21 protein-coding genes are annotated in these 24,534 nt (G+C 60.5%); 4 read left to right on the top strand and 17 right to left on the bottom strand.

The window, feature by feature from the left end; all coding sequences use genetic code 11:
• Window positions 1–115 precede the first annotated feature (115 nt).
• From JOE39_RS10410 to JOE39_RS10400, 3 genes are all read left to right on the top strand, one after another.
• A complete protein-coding gene (locus tag JOE39_RS10410; RefSeq protein WP_003391535.1) occupies window positions 116–1,207 on the top strand; it encodes an MBL fold metallo-hydrolase in 1,092 nt (363 codons plus the stop codon).
• 113 nt (window positions 1,208–1,320) lie between these two features.
• Entirely contained in the window at window positions 1,321–2,547 is a 1,227-nt protein-coding gene (locus JOE39_RS10405) for a cyanate transporter (RefSeq protein ID WP_024665163.1), read from the top strand.
• Between the two features lie 68 nt (window positions 2,548–2,615).
• Window positions 2,616–3,551 carry a LysR family transcriptional regulator gene (locus tag JOE39_RS10400; RefSeq protein ID WP_024665162.1) on the top strand — a complete coding sequence of 312 codons (936 nt, stop codon included), beginning with the start codon at window positions 2,616–2,618 and terminating at the stop codon, window positions 3,549–3,551.
• A gap of 7 nt (window positions 3,552–3,558) precedes the next feature.
• Here the strand turns inward: JOE39_RS10400 and JOE39_RS10395 are convergent, their stop codons facing one another.
• The 6 genes from JOE39_RS10395 to JOE39_RS10370 form a co-directional block, all read right to left on the bottom strand.
• Complete coding sequence (locus JOE39_RS10395) at window positions 3,559–3,708, bottom strand: hypothetical protein (protein WP_002554136.1); 150 nt, start codon at window positions 3,706–3,708, stop codon at window positions 3,559–3,561.
• Between the two features lie 126 nt (window positions 3,709–3,834).
• Window positions 3,835–4,512 carry a type 1 glutamine amidotransferase domain-containing protein gene (locus JOE39_RS10390; RefSeq protein WP_024665161.1) on the bottom strand — a complete coding sequence of 226 codons (678 nt, stop codon included), beginning with the start codon at window positions 4,510–4,512 and terminating at the stop codon, window positions 3,835–3,837.
• 166 nt (window positions 4,513–4,678) lie between these two features.
• Window positions 4,679–5,896, bottom strand: a complete 1,218-nt coding sequence (locus tag JOE39_RS10385; protein WP_046266268.1) for an aldose 1-epimerase family protein — start codon at window positions 5,894–5,896, stop codon at window positions 4,679–4,681.
• A 553-nt stretch (window positions 5,897–6,449) separates the two neighbouring features.
• Window positions 6,450–6,800, bottom strand: coding sequence for a hypothetical protein (locus tag JOE39_RS10380; RefSeq protein WP_003391544.1), 351 nt, complete (start codon window positions 6,798–6,800; stop codon window positions 6,450–6,452).
• A 75-nt stretch (window positions 6,801–6,875) separates the two neighbouring features.
• Entirely contained in the window at window positions 6,876–7,808 is a 933-nt protein-coding gene (locus JOE39_RS10375; RefSeq protein WP_046266267.1) for a hypothetical protein, read from the bottom strand.
• A gap of 65 nt (window positions 7,809–7,873) precedes the next feature.
• Window positions 7,874–9,034 carry a TDT family transporter gene (locus JOE39_RS10370; protein WP_024664521.1) on the bottom strand — a complete coding sequence of 387 codons (1,161 nt, stop codon included), beginning with the start codon at window positions 9,032–9,034 and terminating at the stop codon, window positions 7,874–7,876.
• Window positions 9,035–9,162: 128 nt separating this feature from the next.
• Between JOE39_RS10370 and JOE39_RS10365 the strand changes: the two genes are divergently transcribed.
• Window positions 9,163–10,116, top strand: coding sequence for a LysR family transcriptional regulator (locus JOE39_RS10365; RefSeq protein ID WP_029572849.1), 954 nt, complete (start codon window positions 9,163–9,165; stop codon window positions 10,114–10,116).
• On the opposite strand, the gene JOE39_RS10360 is transcribed toward JOE39_RS10365, so the two are convergent.
• The 11 genes from JOE39_RS10360 to JOE39_RS10310 form a co-directional block, all read right to left on the bottom strand.
• Entirely contained in the window at window positions 10,050–11,465 is a 1,416-nt protein-coding gene (locus tag JOE39_RS10360; RefSeq protein WP_046266265.1) for a lipid II flippase MurJ, read from the bottom strand. The two genes, JOE39_RS10365 and JOE39_RS10360, sit on opposite strands and share 67 nt — an antisense overlap.
• A gap of 15 nt (window positions 11,466–11,480) precedes the next feature.
• On the bottom strand, window positions 11,481–12,302 hold the full coding sequence (locus JOE39_RS10355; protein ID WP_024664518.1) for an acyltransferase: 822 nt from the start codon (window positions 12,300–12,302) through the stop codon (window positions 11,481–11,483).
• Window positions 12,299–13,714, bottom strand: coding sequence for an O-antigen ligase family protein (locus tag JOE39_RS10350; RefSeq protein ID WP_046266264.1), 1,416 nt, complete (start codon window positions 13,712–13,714; stop codon window positions 12,299–12,301). Before JOE39_RS10350 ends, JOE39_RS10355 begins: the two co-directional genes overlap by 4 nt.
• Window positions 13,714–14,814, bottom strand: coding sequence for a glycosyltransferase family 1 protein (locus JOE39_RS10345; RefSeq protein ID WP_024664516.1), 1,101 nt, complete (start codon window positions 14,812–14,814; stop codon window positions 13,714–13,716). The genes JOE39_RS10350 and JOE39_RS10345 overlap by 1 nt, the downstream gene beginning before the upstream one ends.
• Window positions 14,805–16,022, bottom strand: a complete 1,218-nt coding sequence (locus JOE39_RS10340) for a glycosyltransferase family 4 protein (RefSeq protein ID WP_003391563.1) — start codon at window positions 16,020–16,022, stop codon at window positions 14,805–14,807. Before JOE39_RS10340 ends, JOE39_RS10345 begins: the two co-directional genes overlap by 10 nt.
• 3 nt (window positions 16,023–16,025) lie before the next feature.
• Entirely contained in the window at window positions 16,026–17,339 is a 1,314-nt protein-coding gene (locus tag JOE39_RS10335) for a cellulase family glycosylhydrolase (RefSeq protein WP_003391565.1), read from the bottom strand.
• 1 nt (window position 17,340) lies between these two features.
• Window positions 17,341–18,519, bottom strand: coding sequence for a glycosyltransferase (locus tag JOE39_RS10330; protein ID WP_024664515.1), 1,179 nt, complete (start codon window positions 18,517–18,519; stop codon window positions 17,341–17,343).
• Window positions 18,519–20,510 carry an exopolysaccharide transport family protein gene (locus JOE39_RS10325; protein WP_004417176.1) on the bottom strand — a complete coding sequence of 664 codons (1,992 nt, stop codon included), beginning with the start codon at window positions 20,508–20,510 and terminating at the stop codon, window positions 18,519–18,521. Before JOE39_RS10325 ends, JOE39_RS10330 begins: the two co-directional genes overlap by 1 nt.
• Before the next feature lie 17 nt (window positions 20,511–20,527).
• Entirely contained in the window at window positions 20,528–21,307 is a 780-nt protein-coding gene (locus JOE39_RS10320) for a polysaccharide biosynthesis/export family protein (RefSeq protein WP_003427153.1), read from the bottom strand.
• A 132-nt stretch (window positions 21,308–21,439) separates the two neighbouring features.
• The gene (locus tag JOE39_RS10315; protein WP_024664514.1) at window positions 21,440–22,897 is read right to left on the bottom strand and encodes a mannose-1-phosphate guanylyltransferase/mannose-6-phosphate isomerase; all 1,458 of its coding nucleotides are present in this window, start codon (window positions 22,895–22,897) and stop codon (window positions 21,440–21,442) included.
• The gene (locus JOE39_RS10310; protein ID WP_003348243.1) at window positions 22,897–24,333 is read right to left on the bottom strand and encodes an undecaprenyl-phosphate glucose phosphotransferase; all 1,437 of its coding nucleotides are present in this window, start codon (window positions 24,331–24,333) and stop codon (window positions 22,897–22,899) included. The genes JOE39_RS10315 and JOE39_RS10310 overlap by 1 nt, the downstream gene beginning before the upstream one ends.
• Window positions 24,334–24,534 lie beyond the last annotated feature (201 nt).

The raw sequence follows: 24,534 nt of genomic DNA, 5'->3' as shown, positions 1-24,534 counted from the left end.
TACACCGTGTAGTGTAAAACACTGTTACATATTTTCCCTCGGACATCCTGCAACAGGATCACGTACGAAGTATGCACGGCTGGAGCCTCAACCTGCCCCCAGGAGTCAGCGAACCATGGCCTCGACGCATCAGAAAAAGGACTCTTCTTCACTGCCTGTCTTGTCCCGTCACGAAGGGCGATACCGCAATCACGCCACCATGAAGCCATCGAGTCTGCTGCGCACGCTCGGTATTTTCTGGGATCAGGCGTTCAACAAGCCCAAGGACACACGCCCGGCAGGCGACATTCCGGTACAGCCGCTGTCGCGTCAGCAATTGCTGGCTGCACCGAACAACACGGTGTACCGCCTGGGGCACTCGACCGTTCTGCTCAAACTGCGCGACCAGTTCTGGCTGACCGACCCCGTGTTTGCCGAGCGTGCCTCGCCCGTGCAGTGGGCGGGCCCGCAGCGCTTTCATCAGCCGCCGATCAGCCTCGAAGAATTGCCACCGATCACAGCGGTGATCCTTTCGCACAACCATTACGACCACCTCGATCGCATGGCGATCAAGGCGCTGACCGAAAAGACCGAGCATTTTCTGGCGCCGCTTGGCGTGGGCGATACGTTGATCGAGTGGGGCGTGCCTGCGCACAAGGTGCGTCAACTGGACTGGTGGCAGTCCACCGAGGTGGCGGGAATCGAGTTCGTCGCCACACCCTCACAGCATTTCTCCGGGCGCACGCTGCTCGACAGCAACCGCACCTTGTGGGCGTCCTGGGTGATGATCGATGGCGATCAGCGGATCTTCTTCAGTGGCGACAGCGGTTACTTCGATGGCTTTAAAACCATCGGCGAGCAATACGGACCGTTTGACCTGACCCTGATGGAAACCGGCGCCTACAACGTCGAGTGGCCCGATGTGCACATGCAGCCCGAGCAGACGCTGCAGGCGCACCTGGACCTGCGCGGTCGCTGGTTGCTGCCGATCCACAATGGCACCTTCGACCTGTCGATGCATGCCTGGCACGAGCCGTTCGATCGCATTCTGGCTCTGGCCTGGGAGCAGAATGTCTCGATCACTACGCCGATGATGGGCCAGCCGTTCTATGTGCAGTACCCGTGTCGCGGTCTGACCTGGTGGTTGGCCGTGGATGAGGTGGTTGAGTCTGAAGCCGCCCAGCCGGAGGCCGCAGAATCCTGCAGTTGCCGTCGCCAGAACGCCTGAAAACCATCTTTGGCAACAGTGAACTGATTTTTAAATAGCATGGCCCAGATTTTGATTTGTCACTTGAGCACGCGCCCGGCCTAATCGTGACCATCAATAGCGATGGTGACGGTATGCAGATGCGTGGTTCGGCAGTTCAGAATATGGGGTTGATGATCAGTGTCCTGTTGGTGGCGCTGAACCTGCGCCCGTCGATGGCTGCGGTCGGTCCATTGCTGGTGGCGATTCGGCTGGACGTTCCGCTCGGTTTCGGAACGGCGTCGTTGCTGACCATGTTGCCGGTCATGAGCATGGGACTGGCAATGTTTTTCGGCATGGGCATCGCTCGTTACCTGGGATCCTATCGCAGCATCCTGCTTTCACTGGCGTTAATCGGTTTGGCAACCGTGGCGCGTCTGTTTCTCGATTCTGCTGCTGAACTGATCCTCAGCGCTGTGCTGGCGGGGCTTGGTATCGCCTTGATTCAGGCGCTGATGCCTGCGTTGATCAAATTGCGTTTCAAGGCCAACGTGTCCTTGTACATGGGATTTTATGTGACCGCGATTATGGGTGGCGCCGCATTGGCTGCTTCATTCAGCCCTCTGGTGATGGACAGCAGTGGCAGTTGGCGCGTCGGCCTGGCGGTCTGGTCGCTACTGGCTCTTCTGGCGATGTGCTTCTGGTTTGCCCAGCGGCACGCTTTGCAGTCCGACGCGTCAACCGCTGCAGGGCACCGGCAGACTTTTTTTCACATGCCTCGGGCCTGGATGCTGGGGATTTTCTTCGGCCTTGGCACGGCGTCCTATACCTGCGTGTTGGCCTGGCTGGCGCCGTATTATCTGGAGAATGGCTGGAGTGAGCAGAGTGCAGGGCTGCTGCTGGGCTTTCTGACCCTGATGGAGGTCGTATCGGGTCTGCTGGCTCCGGCGCTGGCCAACCGCAGTCGCGATAAGCGCGTGGCGCTGGTTGTACTGCTGACGTTGATGACGACTGGCTTTGCCGGGCTGATTCTGATGCCGCAACAGCTGGGCCTGCTGTGGACATGCCTGCTGGGGTTGGGGATTGGCGGTCTCTTTCCGCTGAGCCTGATCGTGTCCATGGATCATTTCGATGATCCACAGCAGGCGGGTGGCCTGACGGCATTCGTGCAAGGCGTGGGTTATCTGATCGCCAGCCTTTCGCCGCTGCTTGCCGGCGTCATTCGTGACCTGACGGGCAGTTTTGAGGGGGCGTGGTGGGCACTGATGGCGTTGGTCGCGATCATGCTGTTGATGGTGGTGCGACTCGACCCCCGACGTTATGCTGATCATCTGCGCAACGCACTCGACGAACCTGTCATCACTGGCAGGGAGGCGGCATGATTGCATTTTGATGCTATCTTGTGCGCGTTGACCTGACCGCCCGGTCACAGCGCCAGCGAGATACCTTGATGCTTAACAGTAATGCCCTGAGAAAGCTGGACATGCAGGACCTGATGGTCTTTGTCTCGGTGTATGAGCAGCGCAACCTGACCCTGGTCGCGGAAGCGTTGCATGTCAGCCAGTCGACGGTCAGTTATTGCCTGAAAAAGCTGCGTGCGAACTTCGAGGACGATCTGTTCATCTGTACTCGCAACGGCATGCGTCCGACCCGCAAGGCGCTGGCCATGCACGACCATGTGCAGCAGATTCTCCGCTCGGTCAATCTGTGCCATAACGGCCTCGATCTGTTCGACCCGACTCGCACACAAACGACCTTCACGGTCTGTGCCCCTGAGTATTTCGAGCTGCTGGTATTGCCGCATCTGCTGCGTGACTTCGCTGCCGCCGGTTGCTCGGTGACGGTCAATGTGCAAAAGCTTGAAAAGCAGTTGCCTGCCGAGCAATTGAACGATGGCCTGTTTGACCTTGCCCTGTACTTCGGGCCTGGTTTTCACCGAGTCCCGGACAGTCTGATTTCGCAGGTGTTGATGGAGGATGATCTGGTGTGCGTCATGGATTCCAGGTTCGCGCCGCTCAGCGCCCTGATCGACCTGCAAACCTTTATCCAGCACCGCCATGTCTACCCGACGCCGTGGACGTCCGATACCAACATGGTGGATGGCTGGCTGCAGCGGCAGGGGCTTGAGCGCAATATCGTCGCACGGGCCAATAGCTACCGCGCAGCCTTGCAGTTGCTGGAAGGCACGGATTTCATGCTGGTGCTGCCACGCCGTATTCAAACGCTGCTGGGTAATGAACTGTGGATTTCCGTATTCGAACTGCCGCCTGACCTGCCTGGCTTCAGTCTGGACATGCTATGGAGCGCCCAGGCGGATCGAGACGAAGCCAGTGGCTGGCTGCGTGAACAAGTCGTGAAGGTGTGTGCCGAACGCGGCTTGCTCTGACGCGGTATCAGTTGCCGGACTTGTCTTTCTGCGGGTCGGGCGAGGTGGCGGGTCGGGCCTGTTCACCCTGCTGATTGAGCTGTTTGTTTTTCTCGCCCACTTTGCCGGCGTTTTCAGGCTTGTGATCGAGGTCTTCGCGTTTGGATTCATCAGCCATGACCGTATTCCTTATTGTCGGGGGGTGTGGTTATTGGTCAGTGTGGCGGATGCAAGATTCGATTTAAATGACGCGCGGTCCGTTGCCCGATGCTGATAGCGTCGGACGCCGAACCGCGCAGATCGATCAGCTCAGCAGAGTGATCAGGTCTTTGGCGGCCTGCGCCGAGCTGGCCGGGTTCTGGCCGGTCACCAGTTTGCCGTCGGTCAGCACGTAGACGCCCCAGTCGTCGCCCTTGGAATAGTCACCGCCCAGTTGCTTGAGCGTGTCTTCGACCAGAAAAGGCACGACCTTGGTCAGGCCGACCGCTTCTTCTTCGCTGTTGGTGAAGCCTGTGACGCGGCGGCCTTTGACCAGCGGCTGGCCGTCCGGCGCTTTTACGTGACGCAATATGCCAGGTGCGTGGCAGACCATCCCGTGTGGCTTGTCTGCCTTGGCAAAGGCCTCGATCAGCGCGATGGAGTGCTTGTCTTCAGCCAGGTCCCACAGCGGGCCGTGACCGCCCGGATAGAACACGGCATCGAAATCGGCAGCATTGACGCCAGACAGAAGGCCGGTGTTAGCGAGCGCTTTCTGTGCATCAGCATCTTTGGAGAAGCGCTTGGTGTCTTCGGTCTGAGCGTCGGGCTCATCGCTTTTCGGGTCCAGCGGTGGTTGACCGCCTTTCGGAGAAACCAGCGTAATGTCGGCACCGGCCTCTTTGAACGCGTAATACGGCGCAACGAACTCTTCGAGCCAGAAACCGGTTTTCTTGCCGGTGCCGCCCAGTTGGTCATGGGATGTCAAAACCATCAGGATTTTCATGTGCATGCTCGTCTTCGGAGGGTTGAGAGGGTGTAGACAGGCGAAAACCTCAAGTGTTGTGAGAATTTTTTACCACCGGAACGAGCAGGGCCGGATGTCGACGTAATGGCTTGCGTCGACATCCGGCCCTGTTTCAGCGCTGCGTTGGAGAAACGTCAGATGAGGATCATTGCTCTTTGGTCAGATCCACCAGCGGCTCTTTGCGCACTTCGGTCTCGCGACCGTCCTGAATGTGCTTGACCTGTCCAAGGGCTTTGTCGACCGCGCCTTTGTCAGCCAGCAGGCTGTAACTGATCTGGAACTGACGTTGCTCTTTCGGGGCAATGGTTGGTACCAGATTCAGCGGGCGCTGGAAGCGACGGTTATAGGAGAAGCTGGTCCCCGGTTCCAGCCCGGTGACGTAGCCCTGACCTTTGGTGTCGGTGTTTTTCCACAGCGAGAACACCGGCAACTGCTTGGTATTGAAACCGACCGACACGCCCAGGCTGCCAGCCTTGTTGTGCAGCACGGTCAGCGTGTCACCCTTGGCATCGGCGTAGGGCACGACGTTGTAGACCGTCTCGTCGTAATCCGGCGTCGGTGCGCGGTAGGTCTGCCAGTCGCCGAGATCACCCTTGGCTTTGTCGTTGAACGGGGAGACCTGCTTGACCGGCGCTTCGAAACGCGCCCCTTGCTCAAGCAACGGCGTGCTGAAGTTGCTGTGGTACAGAGCCTGGTATTCCTTCGGATAGTCGCCATTGTTGGTCAGCGTATCGTTGAGCGAAAAGCTTGTGCTGCCTGGCTCGGTGACCAGTTCGGTCTGCACCGAGAAGTCGACCTTCTTGAACGCCTGCTCCTTCAATTCGCCCTTGAGGCGGATTGCGTACGGCGGTTTTTCGTCGATCTGCAGTGTCACCTTGCTCGCCGGAATGTTGGCGGCACGGCCGTGCAGGGTCAGCAACTCGCCGTTGTCCATCCCCGGATGGCCCACCCACTCGTAGCCGCAGCGAGCTACCAACTCGTTGAAACCTTCCAGCCAGCCCAGGCCGCCGCGGCCATTAAGCTCGATGAAGGCCGGATTGACCACGTCCTTGACCGGCGAATCCCAGCCCATGCGCACATCGCCGACTGACGCCTGCAGCACATTCATGCCACGGGTCGGGACGACTGACAGCTTCATCGTGCCATTGTCGATATCGATGATGCTCACGTCCTCCTGACGACCGCCATGCAGCGTACGCATCGTGACAGTGAACGGCTTGTCGGTCTTGACGCCCAGTTGCTGACTGGTGATCTGCTGATTCTGCGCAGCCTTGTCGGTGTCGAGCAGCACGTAATCCCAGGCGAACACACTGGAAGCGGCTGTAAGAGCACCGAAGCCTACGAGCAGAGGAAGGGATTTCATGGTGGTGGTCCTTCTGTAATTATTGGAATTATGGTGTTGCCTATCATCTGAACAGCTATTTAACGCCGAGTTAAACGATTCAGCAATGGGCTGAGTCCGAGCAAAGCACTTTTCAACCACAATGGCACTGACGGCACAGAGTGTGAGGTTACTTTAGCCTTATCAAAATCACTCGCTGATGGTCGAAAAGGAGGCCTGAGTCGAACCCCAGTCCACCTGAAATCGCAGAACCGCTGTGTGACGCCGAGCGTCACGAACTGCACTCCCACGCGCAGCGCTCAGCGTTATACACACGTTCTAGAATGCCCGGAATAAAGGACTTACAGGCTTCTGCCCGAAGGGCGTGGAAGTGAGCCGGGTGACGCTTCGCTTGTTCGCGAAGACGGTGTTTCAGTCGATGTATTTTCGGCGATTATACAGCCCCCTTCGCGAACAAGTTCGCTCCCACGGCCTTCGGCCAGAATCAAAAGCAGACTTGTGTATAACGATGAGTACGGACGATGAGTAACGAGAGGTGCCTCGGTCAAACATAACCAGGCAGTTAAAGCACCGCTCATTGAGATTCAGGTGACTGCCCCGGAACCTGATCGAGCCCAAGCTGCCCGGCTGCCGCCTCACCCAGCAACCGCTCGATCTGCGCATGCTCCCAGCCACTGAGCAAACTCACCGGATCAGTGCGCAGCCAGCTTTCGAACGAGCCTTCCCGACCCAGCGGACAGCGGCACGCCCGACAGCGGGTCGGGCTGCCCTCGGTGACTTCCAGCGTCAGCAGCCAGCCGTCGATGTCCACCTGTTGCAGCCCGAAGCCGGAGGGTGTGCCGGTAAACTTCAGCGACCGTGTACCCATCGCAGCATCCCGCAGTTGCTGATACACCTCACGAGTCGTCAAAGCTTTCACAGGCATCACCCAATTCCATTTTGCTGAGTAAAGCACGATTCCGAATCGTGCCGGTTAAAGCAGACATGCGGGGCAGATATATTAAAACGTCGACGGCGCACCAAACAGGCTTTCGATCTCGGGCCGGGTCTGGTTGATCGCACCCAATTGACGAATCAGCTCTGCCTGCCTGCTGCCACGCACACCAGCAGTGGTCATCAGCGCATCGCGTACGTAGGTGTAGACACCGCTGACACCGAACGGCGTGATGTAGCGAACATGCTTGCTGATGCCTTGAGTGATCGTCTTGAACTGCTCACTGGCATAGTAGGTCCGGCGCGTCCAGGCCGATTCGAACACCAACTCCATCATGACGATATTCAGGCGCGACGCTTCGACCTCATGATTAACATCCGGCGCAGGCGGTGCAGGCTTGGCGTTATCGTAAGGTTGTGCGAGGTGCAGGCGCAGTTTCAGCACGGCATCGGAACTCGCCATGTCACTGGCGAGTTGCTCAATGGCTTTTCGCGCTGCAGGCAGGTCAGCGCTGGCGAGATGAAAGTGCAGATGCATCTTGTCCAGTGTGGCGGTTTCGTTGGGGATCGGGTCAGGCAGGCGATCCACCAGCGTGCTGGAGCCATCCGGTACGTCGTAGGCGATGGTTTCCTCGAACATGTTCTGCTCGTCGGAGAACAGCAGGGCGCTGGCATCCTTGAATTGTTTCTGCGCTTCGGCGGACAGAAAGCCGATCTCCACGCCACCATCCAGTACGTAGTCAGGCAAGGCCGTAACGCCTTCGATGACTGGCCACAGATGGCCGTCCTTTTCCCGCGTCAGGTGATGCTGAACATACCAGCCCAGGCCTTCAAGCCTGGCGCACAGCGGGCCATGAACGTCGCGCCAGTAAGTCGCGAACAACTCATGGGGAACGCCCGTTTTGCGCAGCACGGTAGTGTAGGAGTTGATGACGATGTTTTCATCGCGAGCGGCGTGGTTGCCGGAAAAGTGGCTGGCGGAAAATGCTGAGTTGGGCATGGAGGCTCTCTGTCATGAAGATATTCCTCTCAGGCGCCTCGCCGCCGAGGTAAGTTCAAGGAAACTTACCGGCGGACGCACCCTTGTGCTGCGATGCAGGGCGAGACGAACAGGTAACCCCGGTAGGCGCCGGCCAGAGTGCGTATCGACACGACCGACCACATCAGCGCCAGCAGCGCCACGAGCCACGTGCCAAAGACATCGAAGAAGCCCAGATGCAGGGTGGCGCCGAGTTTGAGCGTCGCCACTGCGTACACGCCGAGTGGAAAGGTGAACGCCCACCAGCCCAGGTTGAAGCCGATACCCTGTTTCACGTAGCGCGCTGTAATCAGCACGGCCAGCGCCATCCACCACAGACCCAGCCCCCAGAACAGCATACCGACCAGCACACCGATGCCTGCTGCCACCGTACCGATGGATGCAAGGCCGTGGGCGGCGAAGACAGCCGGGGCGTCGCTGCCCATCACCAGCATGCCCAGTGCGCCCGTACCGATGGGACCGAGTGCCAGCCAACTGGAGGCGGCCATGCTTTCGTGGGGCAGTTTATGCAGCGCCAGGCGCAACAGCAGAATCACCAGAATGCTCAACGCCACGGGCACCGAATAGGCCCACAGTACGTAGCTGGTGATCAGCACCGTGAACTGCGAGTCAGCGCCCGCAAGATGCGTTGTCAGCGATCCCCCACAGGCCGCTGCAACTTCTGCCGCGACCACCGGTAACAACCAGACAGCAGTCATCTTCTCGATGCTGTGCTCCTGACGGGTGAACATCATGAAAGGGATCAGCACCCCACACGCCAGGGCCATCGCCACGTCCAGCCACCACAAGGCTTCAGCAACCGGGACAATGGCACTGCCCCAGCGCGCCGGCCCGAACACCAGCAGGCCGTTGATGATGGTCGCCAGGCCCATGGGAATGGTGCCGAAGAACATCGACACGGTGGAGTGCCCGAAGACCTGACGTGCCTCATCGAAAAACAGCAACCAGCGGCTGGCGTACATCACGCTGAACAGCGTGAACAGGGCGATGTTCAGGAACCACAACGCTTCACCCAGCGCGCGCAGCGGGGCAGGGCTACCCGGCAGTTGAGCCAGCGCCAGCGACAGAATCCCGGTGCCCATGGTCACGGCGAACCAGTTGGGGGTGAACTGCCGAATCGCCTCCAGCGGGCTGGTCAGTGCTGCGAAGGGGGCGTTGCCCTTGATGAGGATTGCGAGTCTGCTCATGGCAGTCTCCTGCTGGTGATTTCGGGACTTGCCATCAGTCTACGGATCGACAGTCAATCTTCTAAACGGGTAATCTCTCTCATAGTTACCTGTTTTTCAGGTAGGTCTACCCGGCGAGAGAGATGGCCTTGAGAATCAACCTGCGGCAATTACAGATTTTTTGCGCGATCACCCGCTGTGGCAGCACCACCAGCGCAGGTAGCGCTCTGGCGCTGTCCCAGTCAGCCACCAGCGCGGCATTGAACGAGCTGGAAAGCGCGCTGGGTACGCGTTTGTTTGACCGGGTGGGCAAGCGTCTGCTGCTCAATGACAGCGGGCAGGCACTGCTGCCGCGAGCCATGAAAATGCTGGAAAACGCCCAGCAGATCGAGGACAGCTTTCTGTTGCCCGACGCGGCGTTGAATGCTCGCCTGCGCATCGGCAGTAGCAGCACCATCGGCAATTACGTTGTGCCGCAGATCGTCGGGGCACTGCGCGGCTCGACGCCTCAGCTGCGAATCGATGTGGACATCGGCAACAGCGCGCTGATTGCTCGCAAGGTCGCGCAGTTTGAAATCGACATGGGTCTGATAGAGGCACCCTGTCATCTGCCTGAGCTGATCGCCGAGCCATGGCTGGTCGATGAAATGCTCATCGTCGCCGGCAGCGCTCATCCGCTGGCCGGGCAGGAACACGTGTCGCTGGGCGAACTGCAGAGCGCGGAGTGGCTGCTGCGTGAGCAGGGTTCGGGAACGCGCGAAGAGGTCGAACACTTGCTGCTCAGGCATTTGCATGACCTGCAGGATATGCGTCAGGTAGGCAGCTCGGAAGCGATCATGCGCACCCTCGCGCAAGGCATCGGTATCAGTTGTCTATCCGGTCGTGTGGTTGCCGACCTGCTGGCCAGCGGGCAGTTGCGCACGCTCGCCAGCCCGCTGCCGCCGCTCAATCGTCGGTTTTTCATGATCAGGCATCGCGACAAGTTCATCTCGCCGAGCCTGGAGCGCTTCAGGGAAACCTGTCGTCAGGCCGCCGATCAGGCTGACACGTTACGCCACTGCTTGAGCCACAACGCCAACCCGACCAGCAGTAGTGCGCCATAAACACAGCTCAGGCCCAGTTGCAGCCAGGTGTCGTGCAACGGATGCAGCAACAGGGCGGCGATAGCCATCAGCAGGCTGGCCAGCAACCAGTGGCTGCGCCACGGCAAGACATGCAGCAAAGACTGGCGGCGCATCAGCAGCACGCCGGTGACCAGCGCACCGCCCAGCGCGGCGAGGGCAATGCCGGTCAGGCCGAAGGCGACGGGCAGTGCGCCGAGCAGCAGCGCATTGCACAGACTGCCGACTAGTTCGCAATTGAGCGGCAGGCGTGTGTCACCGGCGGCGTAGGCATAGCGCGCCAGCAAGGCATTCCAGGCACCGAACATCAGCGGCACGGCAAACCAGGCCAGCAATTCCGGTAGCGGCCCGCCCTGGGTCTGATTGGGCAGCAACAGTGTTACCAGCGCCCCGGCCGCGCCGATCAGCCCGGCCACCGCCGGCAGGGTCAGCAAGGTCGCGCTGCCCAGCCCGCGTTTCAGCAGCGACAGGCGCTGATCGCCGGCACTGCCGCTCATCAGACCGAGTAACACCTGATTCAGGCTCATCAAGGCAATCAGCGGCAGGTTGATCAATTTGCGCGCCAGGTTGACCCAAGTCACCGCGCCTTCGCCGAGCAGCGAAGCCACCATGCGCTCCAGCAGGGCAAGCCCCTGGCTGGCCAGGTTGCTGCTCAGCAGCGGGCCGATGCGCTGCAACAGCTCACGCATTGCGCCGGCTTCCGATTGCCACTGCCAGGGCCGCCAGCCCGAGCGATACAGGGCTGGCAACAACACACCCGGCATCAGCACGCTACCCAGCACGCACGCGCTGGCCAGCCCGGTCGACGTCGAGGCATGGCTGAATGTGGCGAGGTAGATGACCGGCGGCAGGTTGAACAGCAGCGAGCCGAGCCCGGCGAGCACGAAGCGCGAGCGAGCCTGCAGCGGTACGCAAAACAGCGCATGCAGCATGAAACCCGGTGCGCACCAGGCCAGCCAGCGCAGGCCGCTGGCAGCCTGCGCGTAGCCGTCGGCGTCCAGCCCCGGACCGATCAGGCGCACCAGCCCCCCGGCGCTCAACAGCAGAATGACACTCACTGCCAGCCCGGTCAGTAACAGACGCGGTGCCATGCCTCCCAGCCAGCGCTGTTGCCGTTCAACGCTGCGCTGCTGATAAAGGGGCAGGGCTGCGGCGCTGAGCAAGCCCGCCGCCAGTGACATGCGCAGCGCCTCGGGCAGGAACATCGAAACCAGAAACGCGTCGCTCTGGCCTCCGGCACCCCAGGCCGCCACCAATAGCCATTCGCGGGCAAATCCGGCAGCCAGCCCGGTAAGGGTGGCCAGTGTCAGCCAAAGTGTCGAACCCAGCATCGCCTGCGCTTCTGATCAGTGAAACAAGGTGAACAGGCCTTTGCCGCCCACCTTGTAGTTGAGGCCGCGAGCGCGCTCGCCCTTGATTTCCGCGTTCGGGCCACTGACGATGGCGTAGGGCGGAACCGGTTTGGAGACCACGCTGTTACCGCCCACCACGGCACCTTCGCCGATGTCGGCACCGAACGAAAGCAGCGCGCGGCTGCAGATCCAGGCGTAGTCGCCGATGAACACCGGCCCGCCTACTGCCCAGAATTCAGGCTCGTTGAGATCGTGTCCGCCGGCGATGATCAGCACATGTGAAGCGATGGTGACGTGATCGCCGATCACCAGGCCGCCGCGTGCGTCCAGCTGGCAGTGCCAGCCCACCGTGCTGTCATTGCCGATGCGCAGGCTGTCGACGCCCAGCACCTCGGTATTGCGCCAGACCGTCGAGCCCTTGCCGATCTTTGCGCCGCCGATGCGCAGCCACAGCAGGCGCAGGGTGTGGCTGGGGATCTTGCAGATGAGGATGTTGTACGCCTGCTCCCAGGTCCGCAACATGCGGTCGCGCAGGGTCGGCCAATTGATCCCGTACAGCGGGATGAGGGGGCCTTTGGTTTCGATAGCCAGCAGCTTGTAGAAGCGTCGCGCCAGCGGGTGTTCGATTCTTGGCTCGATATTGAGGTAGCAGATGAACGACAGGGTACGATCCTTGATCCGCGTTTCAAAGCATACTTCGTTGTCCAGCATCCACTGGTAGGCGGCTTCCAGCTCGTCGAGCGGCACCGCCATCTTGCGCGCGTAATCGGGCAGTGCCTCCCTGAGATTATGAGAATGCATCATGCGGTGTTTCATGAGGAGGCTCCCGGCTCGTGTGAGGCGTCAAGATGTCTGGGTGTTGTGTAGGCGCTGGCGCGCAGGCGTCTGGTTTCGTACAGGCTGATGCCGACAAATAGCCAGAAAAATGCGACCAGCACACTGGTGAAACTGAAGTAATGGTCGAACAGGCCGCTGAACAGCGCTGCCAGCACACCGCTGGTGCAGCCCAGCGCAATGCCGTTGTCGCGAGTCAGCACGACCCGGCCGCTCCCGGGGCGCACTTCCTTCCACCAACTGAGGGTAATGGCGATGAACAGCAGCATGCCGGGTATGCCGATCTTGTAGATGTAGTTCAGCCACAGGTTGGAAATGCCAAACTCTGTGTAGCCCAGTACCGGCGGGTCGGTCTTGAAACCGATGCCGAACGGGAAGGTGGCAACTGCATCGGGGAAATGGCTGTATTCCAGAAAGCGAATCGCGGTACTGGCGTCGTCATCGCTGAACAGCCCCATCAGGCGGTCTTGCAGAGGCGGGTAGAACATAAGCAGAACAATGCCGGCCACCAATCCACCCATCAGCAGCCGTCCCAAGTGCGGGATGCGTCGCCGGGCCATCAGCAGCATCATCGCGATCAGGCTCAATAGCGCACCGCGTGATCCGGTCAGCAACAGGCCGACCGCGCCCAGTGCGGCCACCGTCAGGCCCAGCTTGCGAGCCGCGCCGCTGCGCGTCATGCCGAAGCAGAAGGCTAGCGGCAGCAGCATCGCCAGCGCACCCCCGGCCACGTTGGGGTGCATCCACGGTGAGCCCATGCGGCTGGCGAGCGAAAGCAGGCTCTGGCTCAGGATGTCGGCACCGCTGTAGCCCAGGCTGCCGAGGATCGGAATAATTGCAGTGGCCGAGCCTTTGGTGACATAGACTCCGATCGAGAGCAGCAGCAATAACAGCGTCCCGCCCAGCAGCGCGATGACTGCATTTTCCAGCGTCTTGAGGTCGGTCAGCAGGCGTGGCACCAGAAACAGGATCGACAGGTTGAACAACCAGCGTATCCAGTTGATCGGTCCGTTGCCCTCGGCGACAACCGTCAACTGCCCGGCCAGAAAAGGAAACGCACTGAACAGCATCAATGCCACCAGCAGCCGTTCGGGTCGCAGCATATGGGGCACACGCTGGCGCTCCTGGAAGACTGCATGCAGCAGGTAGCTGGCCCAGGTCAGCATGATCAGCGCTTCAGACACCGTGGTGCGAATGCCGATTTGAACCGTCGAGTAGGGCAGGAAGGTTCCGATCAGGCAGAACAGCAGCAGCCCGCGTACCGGCCGACGCATGATCGTGGCAACCGCCACGATACCGATTGCTGCCGCCACCACGAAGGGCGCGGGCAACATCCAGATCATCACGCCGAACAGCAGGCTGAACAGCAGCCCCAGGGGTAAGGCCATTGGCATCAGCGCAATTCCTCCAGCGCCGCGTGCACGCGTTCGCTAAAGGCTTCCAACTGGTAGCGCTGCGTCCAGTCTTTGGCAATCGCCGGATCCTCTTCGGGCGCCTGAGAAAGTGAGCCCATCAACCTGATCAGATTACCGCTGTCGACTGGCGAAAAGCGCGGGCTGTCGGGCGGGGCGACTTCGTCCAGCGACGAGCCAGTGGCCACTGCAACCGGTGTGCCGGTGTTCAGTGCTTCGATCACCGGCAGCCCGAAACCTTCGCTTTTGGAGGGTTGCCAGAGCCGTTCGGCATTTTTGTAGACGGCGTGCAGTTCGGCGTCGCTCAGGCCGCTGAGCACATGCAGACCCGGTAACTGGCGCTGGGCCTCGGTCAGCGGATCATCGCCACCGACCAGTACCAGCTCCGGGGTATCGACGAATTGCATGCGCGCGGTCTGCCAGGCATCCACGAACCATTTGATGTTCTTGCGCGGTTCGCGCGTGCCCACGCACAGCCAGTAACGCAGCGGCAGGCGTAGTTGCGCGATGTCGGCCGGCTCACCCTTGAACGCCTCCACCAGCAGCGGTATGACGCGCAGCTTGGCCTTGATCCTGGGGAACATACGAGCAGCTTCGTTTGCAGTGAACTGCGAGGGCACCCAGATCTGGTCGGCAACCTTCAACGACCAGGCAATCGACAGGTAGTCGGTCATCCGGTAGAGCCTGGCTTTCAGTTGCGAGCCGTGACTGTTGTGCTGCGTGAGCTGAAACAGATCGTGCAATTGCAGCACGTAGCGCATACCGGCCGGTTTGCGCCCCAGCGGCAGGCCCATGTTGATATTGGCCACATAGATCTGAATACCGGCATCGCGCAGGGCTGCAGGCAGGAACTGGCCTTCGAAGCGCAGGCGGTCGGGCAGCCGATGCACCGAATTCAATGGAGCGGCCCAGCGCGGGGCATGCATCAGGCGGCGTACCGGATGGTCGTAAGGGGCCACGCCGAACAGCTGCAATTGCACGTCCGGGTGTTCACGAAACGCCTGTTCCAGCGCCAGGTTCTGGCGTCCGATGCCGCTGGTGGGGTAACCGGCTGCGGCGCGGTAGTCGAGTCCTATACGCATGAGCGCAATCCTTGCTTGGAGAACGAAAAACGGGTGTAAATCACTTCCAGCTGAGCGGCCGAAACGGACCAGTCATGTCGGGCGCGAACATAAACGCGGCCGGCCTCGCCAATCTGCTCGAGCTGCAGTGGTTTGTCGGTGTATTCAGCGATCAGGGTCGCCAGCCCGGAGGCATCCTCGCTGCCCAGGTAATGTTCGCCATGCCGCACCGCCAGCCCGGAAACCCCCTGCGCGGTGGTCACTACCGGCAGGCCGGCGGCCATGGCTTCCAGGGTCTTGAGCTTTGAGCCGCCACCCTGGCGCAGGGGCGCGAAGAACATCGAGGCAGTGGCCTGCAAGGCACGCAGGTCAGGCACAAAACCCAGCCATTCAATGCGCGGGTCAGGCCAGCGCTCGCGCCAGGCCGTGGGCATGCCGAAGCCGCCGATGGCAAAACGCACATGCGGTGCCAAGGCCCAGACCTTTGGCATGATTTCGTCCAGCGCCCATTCGATGGCGTCGACATTCGGGCCGTATTCATAGTTGCCGATGAACAGCAGGCGATGGCTGTGACGGTCCGCATGGACGCTGGCGTAATAATCGCAGTCGACACTGTTTACGACATAGGACGTGGCCCTGCCGCTCAGACGCGAAAGCGCCTTGGCATCGTCCTCGGTGACCGCGATCAACTCGCCGGTCTGGCGAAACACGCGGGTTTCCCAGCGCCGGTAGCGCCAGCGGTCATAGACCGCGAAGGCATTGGCCCAGCGAGGCAGACGGTCGTAGCTGGCGGCACCGAGGTCCGATTCGACATTGTGCTCGGTCAGCACGAAGGGCTTGCCAGAGCGCTTGAGCGCACGCTCGAAGGGCTGAAAGGCATAAGTGTGCTGCAACTGGATAATGTCCCAGTCCTCCTCCAGCAACTGTTCGAAGACCTTTTCCAGTTGCGGCGCGTAGCCGTTCACGCTGGCCAGCATCGGTGGCGCGGCAAACGCCACGGCCAGCAGGGTACGCAGGCTGAGCAGCGGGCGGCGATCGATCACGATCAGGCGTTCCAGCCACGGCTCCAGTGCCGCACGAGCGTCGTCGTCCAGCGGGTTCTTGGACTGCACCAGCAGCGTGATGCGATGGCCACGCGCTGCCAGGTTGCGCAGCAAATGGTATTCCCGGGTCTTGCCGCCACTGGTGGTGGGCCAGGGCAGGTAGGGGAGCGTCCACAGGATTCGCATGGCTCAGGGCTTCCATTCCAGAATTTGCAGAGTCGGCTTCAGCAGCAGGGTGACGCCTTGGCTGCCGGATAGCGGGGTGCGGCTACCGGTCAATGGGTCGTGAACCACAGCGTCGGTGATAGCCGGGAAATTCAGCGACGTGCCCGCCGCACTCCAGAACATCAGCAGATGCGTGCCATCTGCACGCGTCCACGGAACGGCATAAAGGTCGTCCGGGACGCTGCTTACAGCTGGGGGTTCGGCGGGTAGCAGGCGCGGGCCGGTGATTTTCAGAAAGTTCTGCAGCGCGGTGTAGACCGGTTTGGGACTGGCTTGCAGGTCAAGCAGTCCGTAGCCCTGATCGCGGGCCGAGGCGCGCTCGTCCAGATCGCTGAGGTTGAACAGGAAGATGCGCTGGAAATCCATGGCGCTCATCAGCGCCAGACGTCGCAGGGTATAGTCAGCCTGGCCGGAGGTGCCAATCAGGTGCTGCATCTCCACCGGGCCTGCATAGCTCGACCAGCCCCATTCAGTGGCCCACACCTGCTTGACGCCGTTGCTGTGCAACAACTGGTTCATGGCATTGGCGCGCACCAGGAAATCGCGATCCGGTGTGGAATCGCCTTCCGGGTACTCGGAGTAGGGATGATAGGCCGCGACAATATTCTGCTGGCCCAGACCGTTGTCGAGCAGGGTCTGCAGCATGTAGCCGGAGGTGCTGTGCATCTGGCTGTAGTAAGCCATGCCCGCAGTGACGATCGTCTTGCTCGGCAGCACCGCACGGATCGCATTGGCAGTGGTGGTCAGCAAACGGCTATAGGCAGCCGGGTCCTCTTTGGGCAGCCAGACGATGTTCGGCTCGTTCCAGACCTGCCAGTTGTTGACCTGAGGATAGCGCTGGGCCAGGGCGGTCATGCGTGCGGCGAACACGTTGAAATCGGTTGGCGGATATTGATCGCGGGCCTTTGCCCCGGCCGGCGCGCTGCTGGCGAAGGGCGCTGACCCGACCAGGTACGCCAAGGTGTTGTAATTATGCGCCTTGATCGCGGCCATGGCGGCGTCCAGCTCGGTCAGGGCGTAACGGTCCTTTTGCGGCTCGATTACTGGCCAGTGAATGGTCAGTCGCACCCAGTTCAGGCCCAGTTCATCCAGACGGCTCATCTGCTGTTGATAGATGTCAGGCGCGAAGTACTGAAACTGCACGTTGACGCCCAGAAAGTCTGCCCATACTACCTCGCGGGGAGCCTTGAGGACCGTTGACGCTTGCGCGGCACAGCTCAGCGCTGCGCCGAGCAGTACGCGGGTGACGAGTTGCCCGAATCTGGATGGACGCTGCATGTCACTTCTCCTGGCAAGCCTGGCGAAATACATTCTGAAAATGTTCTGCGGTATGGCTCCAGACCCTGGCCTTGCCCATCTGCGCAGCGTTATCGGCCCATTGCCTGACCAGTTCCGGTGTTGCGCAGGCGCGGGTCAGGGCTTGCGTCAGCCCGTCGACGTCGCCTTGCGGGTAGATCATGCCGTTACCATGTGAGACTTCTTCGGCAAACGAGCGTGCATCCGAGGTAATGACGCCTCTGCCACAGGCCACTGCCCACGACAGCGCGCCACTGGTGCCGCGCAGCTTGCCAAGAATCTTCAGTTTGCTTGACTCGCGATAGGGCAGAACCATGACGTGGTGGGCCTGGATAACCTGCGGGATCTGTTCGGCAGGCAGGTCCAGTTGCCAGTCGATCAGATCGACAAGGCCCAATTGGCGGATGCGCAGTCGCAATTGTTCCAGATAACTGCCGGAAGGGCCGAAGGCCATTTCCGGCTCGCTGCCACCGGCCAGGGTCAGGCGCACGGTCGAGCGCAGTGCAGGCTGGGCAGTGAATACGCTGGACAGCGCATCGAGCAAATCCTCGATACCCTTGCCGCGATAAATGAAACCGAAATACAACAGGCGCAGGGGATTCAATGGCGGCAACGGCGCGGGGGCGATGTCGAGGTTGCCGTGATTGATGACCGCCATCTGCGCCGCTGTCAGCCCCATGCGCTGGCGCAGGCTATGGCTGCCCGCCTGGGTCAGGGTCACCAGGCGGGTCATGTGCCGCGCCAGCTGCCGTTCTTCATGCAGGCACAGCGGGTCGGCCAGTACCGTGGCGATTTCCGGCAGCGGCGAGCGCATGCCGCTGACCATCGACAACGGCCAGGGCAGTTTTTCGCGCCGCCAGACCAGCCGCTCGGGATCGTGTACGGTCGCGGTCAACGGCAGCTTGGGGAAACGCCGACGCAGTGCGCGCAGCGCTTGAAACTCTGCCAGTCGCCCACCGCCCAGTTCAGCGTGGACCAGATCGATGCCGCTCCAGTCAGTTTCGGCCACCCGCTGCTCTGCGGCGCGGGGATCGTTGCCGACGCCCTGCAGCGGTGTAGTGACCTGCAGACCCAGGCCTTCAAGCGCATTGCGCAGATGTCCGGCGTAATCGGCGATGCCATTCTGCTCGGGTGGCAGCGGCGCAAGCAAAGCTATTCGCATCAGCCTCTGCTCCCGATTCGCTTGAGAAAACTCAAGACTTTTTCAGGCACTTCGAAGCGCCGACGGTTGATGATGATGCCGTCGACTTTCTTGAACGCGGTGTTGAGGTTGTTCAACGTGTCTTCCAGCATCGGCACGGTGGTGTCCTGGGCGCGAACCACCAGCACGATCAGGTCAGCCTTGCGCAACAGCACGAAGGCGTCCTGATTCGCCGACAGTGCCGAAGCGTTGATCAGCACAATTTCGCCCGGAATGGCCGGACTGCGGCCTTCGGTACGCACCCGATGGCCCTGTTCGATCAACAGCGTGCTCAAACGCGCGATCACGAACGACACGCCGGCCCCGTACTTCACCGACGTAAAGCCAATGGTCAAACCGCGTTCTTCTACCTGATCCAGCGGCAGAATGCCGTACACCCGATGCAGGTTCGAGGTAAGGGCTGCACTGCGTTCCTGGGCACGTTCCAGGTCGGGGAGGCTGGTCCAGACCGGAACACCGAAGTTGCTCTCGATCTTGTCGCCGTCGTGAATGCGCTGGTCCAGCAGGTAGAAGAAGTACAGCGCCACGGCACCGACCACGACGCTCAGCGGGAACGCCAGAAACAGCATCATCAGGCTTTTCGGGAATACCCGGCTGGGGTTGAAGGTCGCCTCCTCGATGGTCGCGATATTACTGATCTGACTGTTGTCCAGTTCACGGTCGATACGCGATTTTTCCAGGCTGTTTTTGTACAGCGCATAGCTTTTTTCTGCCGCATCCAGCTCGTTCTGCAGGCGTGACAGTTCCGGCTCCAGATTCAGTGCCTGCTGGCGGTCACGTTCCAGCTGCGCGATTTGCTCGTTCTGCTGGATGAACTGGGTTTGCAGGCGTGCGTAGCTGGTCTGCTGGTCGGCGTACACGTTCTGCATGCGGTTGTAGATCGGGTTGGGCGTGATGCTTTCGGAGCGCTGTACGGTGGCGTCCTGTTCCTTGAGCAGTTTTTTGAGGTTACTGACTTCCTCATTGATCGCACGAATCGGCGGCGCCTCGTCCTTGAACGAGCGGAGCATCTCCTGACGTTCCACTTCCTTGCCGTTGATGCGGTTCTGCAAGTCCTGGCGATTGGGGTTGAGGGCCAGTTCGCGGCCTGCCGAGACGGTCTTGGGCTGCTCTGCCAGTTGTTTTTTCAGCAGGTCCAGACCTGCCTTGGTCGAGGCAATCGAGCGGGTGGTGTTGTTGCGCTCGGTGCGCAGATCGTTGAGCGCCTGCGAGGTGTCCGCCAGACGCTGGGAAATACTTACCGCGCTCAACTGGTTCAGGTAGTTCTGGATCTGCTTCTTGTACTCGATGATGTTCGCACCGGTCGCCTTCACTTCCCCTTCGTAGAACGCGTACAGGCTGACCCGGCCCAGCGTCTTGGTGCGCTGCGTCTGGTACTCGGTGATCCAGGTCTTGAGTACGGTCTGCGCGACTTCCGGGTCGCTCCAGGTAAACCTCAGTTCCATCACCGACGAGCCAGGCTCATGGCTGACCTTGAAGTTTTTCTCCAGATCCTCCGCCAGGCGCTCGGCCTGGGAGCGGTGTTCCACCAGCCCGATGAATTGCAGAACGCTGCGCACGCCGTTGACGAGCGCCCCGACGACGGTCTTGATGCCGTTCTTCACCGAGGCCAGAGCGCCCGTTTCAGGCGGCACCATGGACAGCTCGGCGAGGTATTTCTCGGAAACGGCACGCATGATCGGCCGCCCGCTTAGCATGCGCTCCTCGTCGAGCAGCGGATCGCGCAGGCCGCTCGGTATCACGATGGCCTGTCGGTCGGACAACTCGATAGGCACCGTGCTGCTGTCGCGGCCGGGCTTGACCAGCAGCAGGGCGGTGGACTCATAGCGGTTGGGGAGCAGAAACGCGCCCAGAAGAATGATGACGAACGTCGCCAGCACGGTAATCCTGACTTCGCGCTGGAAGATGAAGAGCAGGCGCAGCAAGTCGCGGAATGAGCGGATGTTGATCATGTCTGTTTCCCTGACAATTAATTGTTGTTGCGCAGCTCATAGTTCAGGCCCAGGCCGATCGACTTCGCGAAGGGGATCAACTGGTTGAAATACAGGGACACGCCGTCAACCTTGTTGCCGACCGATGATTTGGGAACGAACACGATATCGCCGCGTTTCAACAGGACCGGTGCGGTAGGGCCACCGACGCCGCCCGCCCAGAGGAACTTGCTGTAATCGAAGAAGTAGGTCTTGTAGAGCCCGTTTTCTTCCTGACGCAGAAGCGCGACCTGACCGGCATCGGCATCGAGCGCCACGCCGCCCGCGCCGACGATGGCCTGGTCTAGGTTGGTGGCGACGTTGACCGGCAAGGTGACCGAGTTGCGCACTGCGCCACCGACAAACACCGTGTTGCCCGGCGACTGGGAAATGTTGATCGTCAGCGCGGTCTCGCGGTAAACAGTCTGCAGTTTGCTTTCCAGCAGGTCGTTAAGCTGCTGGAGGGTCAGGCCCGCGGCTTTCACCGTGCCGATGTAAGGGTAGGAAAAGGTGCCGTCGTTGAGCACCTGAAACAGGGTCAGTTCATAGATGGAGTTGGCGGTAAACGCCGAAATCGACGGTGCCTCGCCACTGTTGCGCACGATGCGCAGCGTGTCGCCGGGGCGGATTCGCTCCGGCGGCAGTGGCTTGCCAGCCAGTGCACGGCCCGCAGCCTGGCCGGCCTCGATTTGCGCACGGTCATCGGGCAGGCCCACCCTGGAAGGGGTATTGCACGCACTCAACAGCAATAAGCTGGCAATCAGCATCATGCTTTTCATTGTTCCTGAGCTCCTGTCATGCACAAATACGGCTCCCTCGCGGGTAATAAATTCATGTAGGCGGGTCATGCCTGTTCCGGGTGCAGTCGATTGCGTGGCGCTTGAATCAAGCGACGCTTGTTGCTGCGCCGATCACCTCTTCACGGCCTTGTCGGGTACACGTCCATAAATGTCGGTAAAACGCACGATGTCGTCTTCGCCCAGGTACTCGCCGCTCTGCACCTCGATCATCACCAGATCGATGACGCCGGGGTTGACCAAGCGGTGTGTGTGGCCCGGCTTGATAAAGGTCGACTCGTTGGTATCGAGCATGAACTCGCGCTCGCCGTTGGTGACGGTGGCCATGCCGCTGACCACGATCCAGTGTTCGCTGCGGTGATGGTGCATCTGCAACGACAGCGACGCCTGCGGGCGAACCACGATGCGCTTGATCTTGAAGCGCTTGCCCTCTTCGAGGACGGTGTAGGTGCCCCATGGGCGTGTGACCGTGCGGTGCAGGCGGTAGGCATCATGGCCTTGGCGCTTGAGCTCCTGAGCGATGATCTTGACCTCTTGGCTGCGGCGACCGTCGGCGATCAGCAAGGCGTCGGGGGTGTCGACGATGATCAGATTGTCGAGGCCGATAGCGCCCACCAGACGCTTTGGGGAGTCGATGTAGCAGTTGCTGACGTCGTGCAGCACGGCTTCGCCGTTGCAGTAGTTGCCTTGCGCATCGACCGGAGACAGCTCACGCACTGCCTGCCACGAGCCGATATCACTCCAGCCAAGCTGGCAGGGCACCACGGCGACTTTTTCGGAGCGTTCCATCAGCGCGTAGTCGATGGAAATGTCCGGTGTCAGGGCAAACGACTCACCGTCCAGCTCGACTTGCAGCTCACGATTGCCTTCCTTGCGCGGGCTCGATTCCAGGCACGCGCTGACGGCGCTCAGGACGTCCGGCGCATGCGTGCGCAACTCGCGCAGCACGGCGTCGGCGCGCATGCAAAACATGCCGGCATTCCAGAAATGCTGACCGCTGTCCAGATAGCCCTGGGCGGTGATCGCATCGGGCTTTTCGACAAAGCGGGCGACCTGACAGGCGTCCGCATTGAGTGCCGGGCCTTTCTCAATGTAGCCAAAACCGGTTTCCGGTGCGGTCGGCAGAATGCCGAATGTCACCAGCCAGCCCTCGGCAGCCAGCTTCTGTGCAGCGCCCACCGCTCTGGAGAATTCCCCCACGTCGGTGATCAGGTGGTCGGCAGGCAAAACCAGCAGTTGCGCCTCGTCGCCATACAACTGACTGACGTGCAGCGCCGCAGCGGCAACCGCAGCTGCCGTATTGCGGCCGAAGGGTTCGAGGATGAAATCCAGGCGCGCATTGCCTTTGTTCAACTGGCGGTAGTCGTCCACCGTACGGAAATACACTTCCCGGTTGGTCACCGTCAGCAAACGCTCGACGCCCGGCAGACCCACCGCACGCAGAAAAGTCTTCTGCAGCAGGCTCTGACCGTCTGGCAGGCGCATGAACGGCTTGGGCATGGCTTCACGCGAAACAGGCCACAGGCGGGTGCCGGAGCCGCCGGCAATAATGCAGGGAATGAGAGTGCTCATCAGTAAGCCTCACGGGTGAATAGCACTGCAGGCACAGTGCGCATAAGGATGTAGAGGTCGAACCAGACGGACCAGTTTTCTATGTACTCAAGGTCGAACTCGACGCGTTTTTCGATTTTTTCAACGGTGTCGGTTTCGCCCCGATAGCCGTTGATCTGCGCCAGTCCGGTAATGCCTGGTTTGACGCGATGCCGCGAGGTGTATTCCTTGACCGCCTGCTCGAACAGAATCCCCGCAGCCTTGGTCGCCGTGGCGTGCGGGCGCGGCCCGACCATCGACATGCTGCCCGCCACCACGTTGAATAATTGTGGCAGTTCATCAAGGCTGGTCTTGCGAATGAAACGTCCTATCCGGGTGATTCTGGCGTCGCCGCGGGTGGTTTGCCGTTCGGCGGTTGCATCGGCCTGGTGCTGATGCATGGAGCGAAACTTGAATACTTCGATCAAGCGATTGTTGTAGCCGTAGCGCTTCTGACGGAAAAACACCGGGCCTGGGGAATCGAGTTTGATCGCCAGTGCGACCAGCAGCATCAAGGGTGACAGCGCCAGCAATGCCAGCGATGACAGCACGATGTCTTCAGCACGTTTGATGAACGGCGACCAGCCACTGAGCGGCAGATCCGAGGCATTGAACATCGGCAGCCGGGCGACTTCAGTGATGCGGTTGTGGGTGTGTCGGAAGGCAATCATGTCCGGCACCAGCAACACGTTGACCGGTAGCCTGCGCAATTCGCGGATGATGTAGTCCATGCGGTTTTCTGCGGTCCAGGGCAGGGCGACCAGCACCTGAGTCACTTTCTCTTCGCGGATCAGCCGTTCCAGATCGCTGGTATTGCCCAGCAGCGGCAGGTTGGCCACGGTCTTGGGCATGCGGCCGATACGGTCGTCGATAAAACCGGTCACGCCTGAACGAATGTCCTGATGTTCAAGCAGGTATTCGGCCAGACGCTGGCCGTTCTCCGTCGCGCCCAGAATCACCGCGTGCTGCAGGAAGACGCCCTTGCGCATCTGATGTTTGAACAGCGTCAGTAACAGCAGGCGAATGATGCCGAACAGTGCAAGGCTGGTCAGGTACCAGATCAGCAGTTCTTCGGGTGGCAGGTAGCCGAACAGGCCCATTGCCTGCTGCATGAACAGCAATAGTCCGAAAGCGGCGGTCCAGGCCAGCGCCATCGCGCCCATGCGCAGATCGTTGCTGAACAGCGCTTCGGAATAGACGCCCATGGCTTGAAATACCAGCACCCCGACACAGCCGAAAAACAGCAGCATGGTCAGGTAGCTCTGATGAGCGTCCGTGCCGCCGTCCTTGATCAATAACATGATCACCAGGCCCGGCAGTATGCAGGCGATGCCATGCGCCAGGCGGATGCCGAAAAGAAAGTATTCGACCAGGCTGGTGCGGGTCAGCGAAAGACTGTCGACGGGCTGCAACCTCATAGAAATCCCCTACTCCCTGTATGCGCCTGAATTCTGCTGATTCAGGACAGCTTTCTACTGTCTGCCTGCAACACCCTGGAGGTGTTTATGCGTGAACTGTGTCCAAGCGTAGCCAGTTACACATCGTGCTGATGAGGAATCCAGATCGTCTTTTGTGAATAGCACTTTATGTATGTCGTCCCTGACCGGATTTTATTTAAG

The sequence above is a fragment of the Pseudomonas sp. PvP100 genome, from assembly GCF_017833055.1.
GTDB classification, from domain to species: Bacteria; Pseudomonadota; Gammaproteobacteria; order Pseudomonadales; family Pseudomonadaceae; genus Aquipseudomonas; species Aquipseudomonas syringae.
Note: the sequence above shows the minus strand (reverse complement) of the source record. Positions and strands in the feature narration are given on the sequence as shown.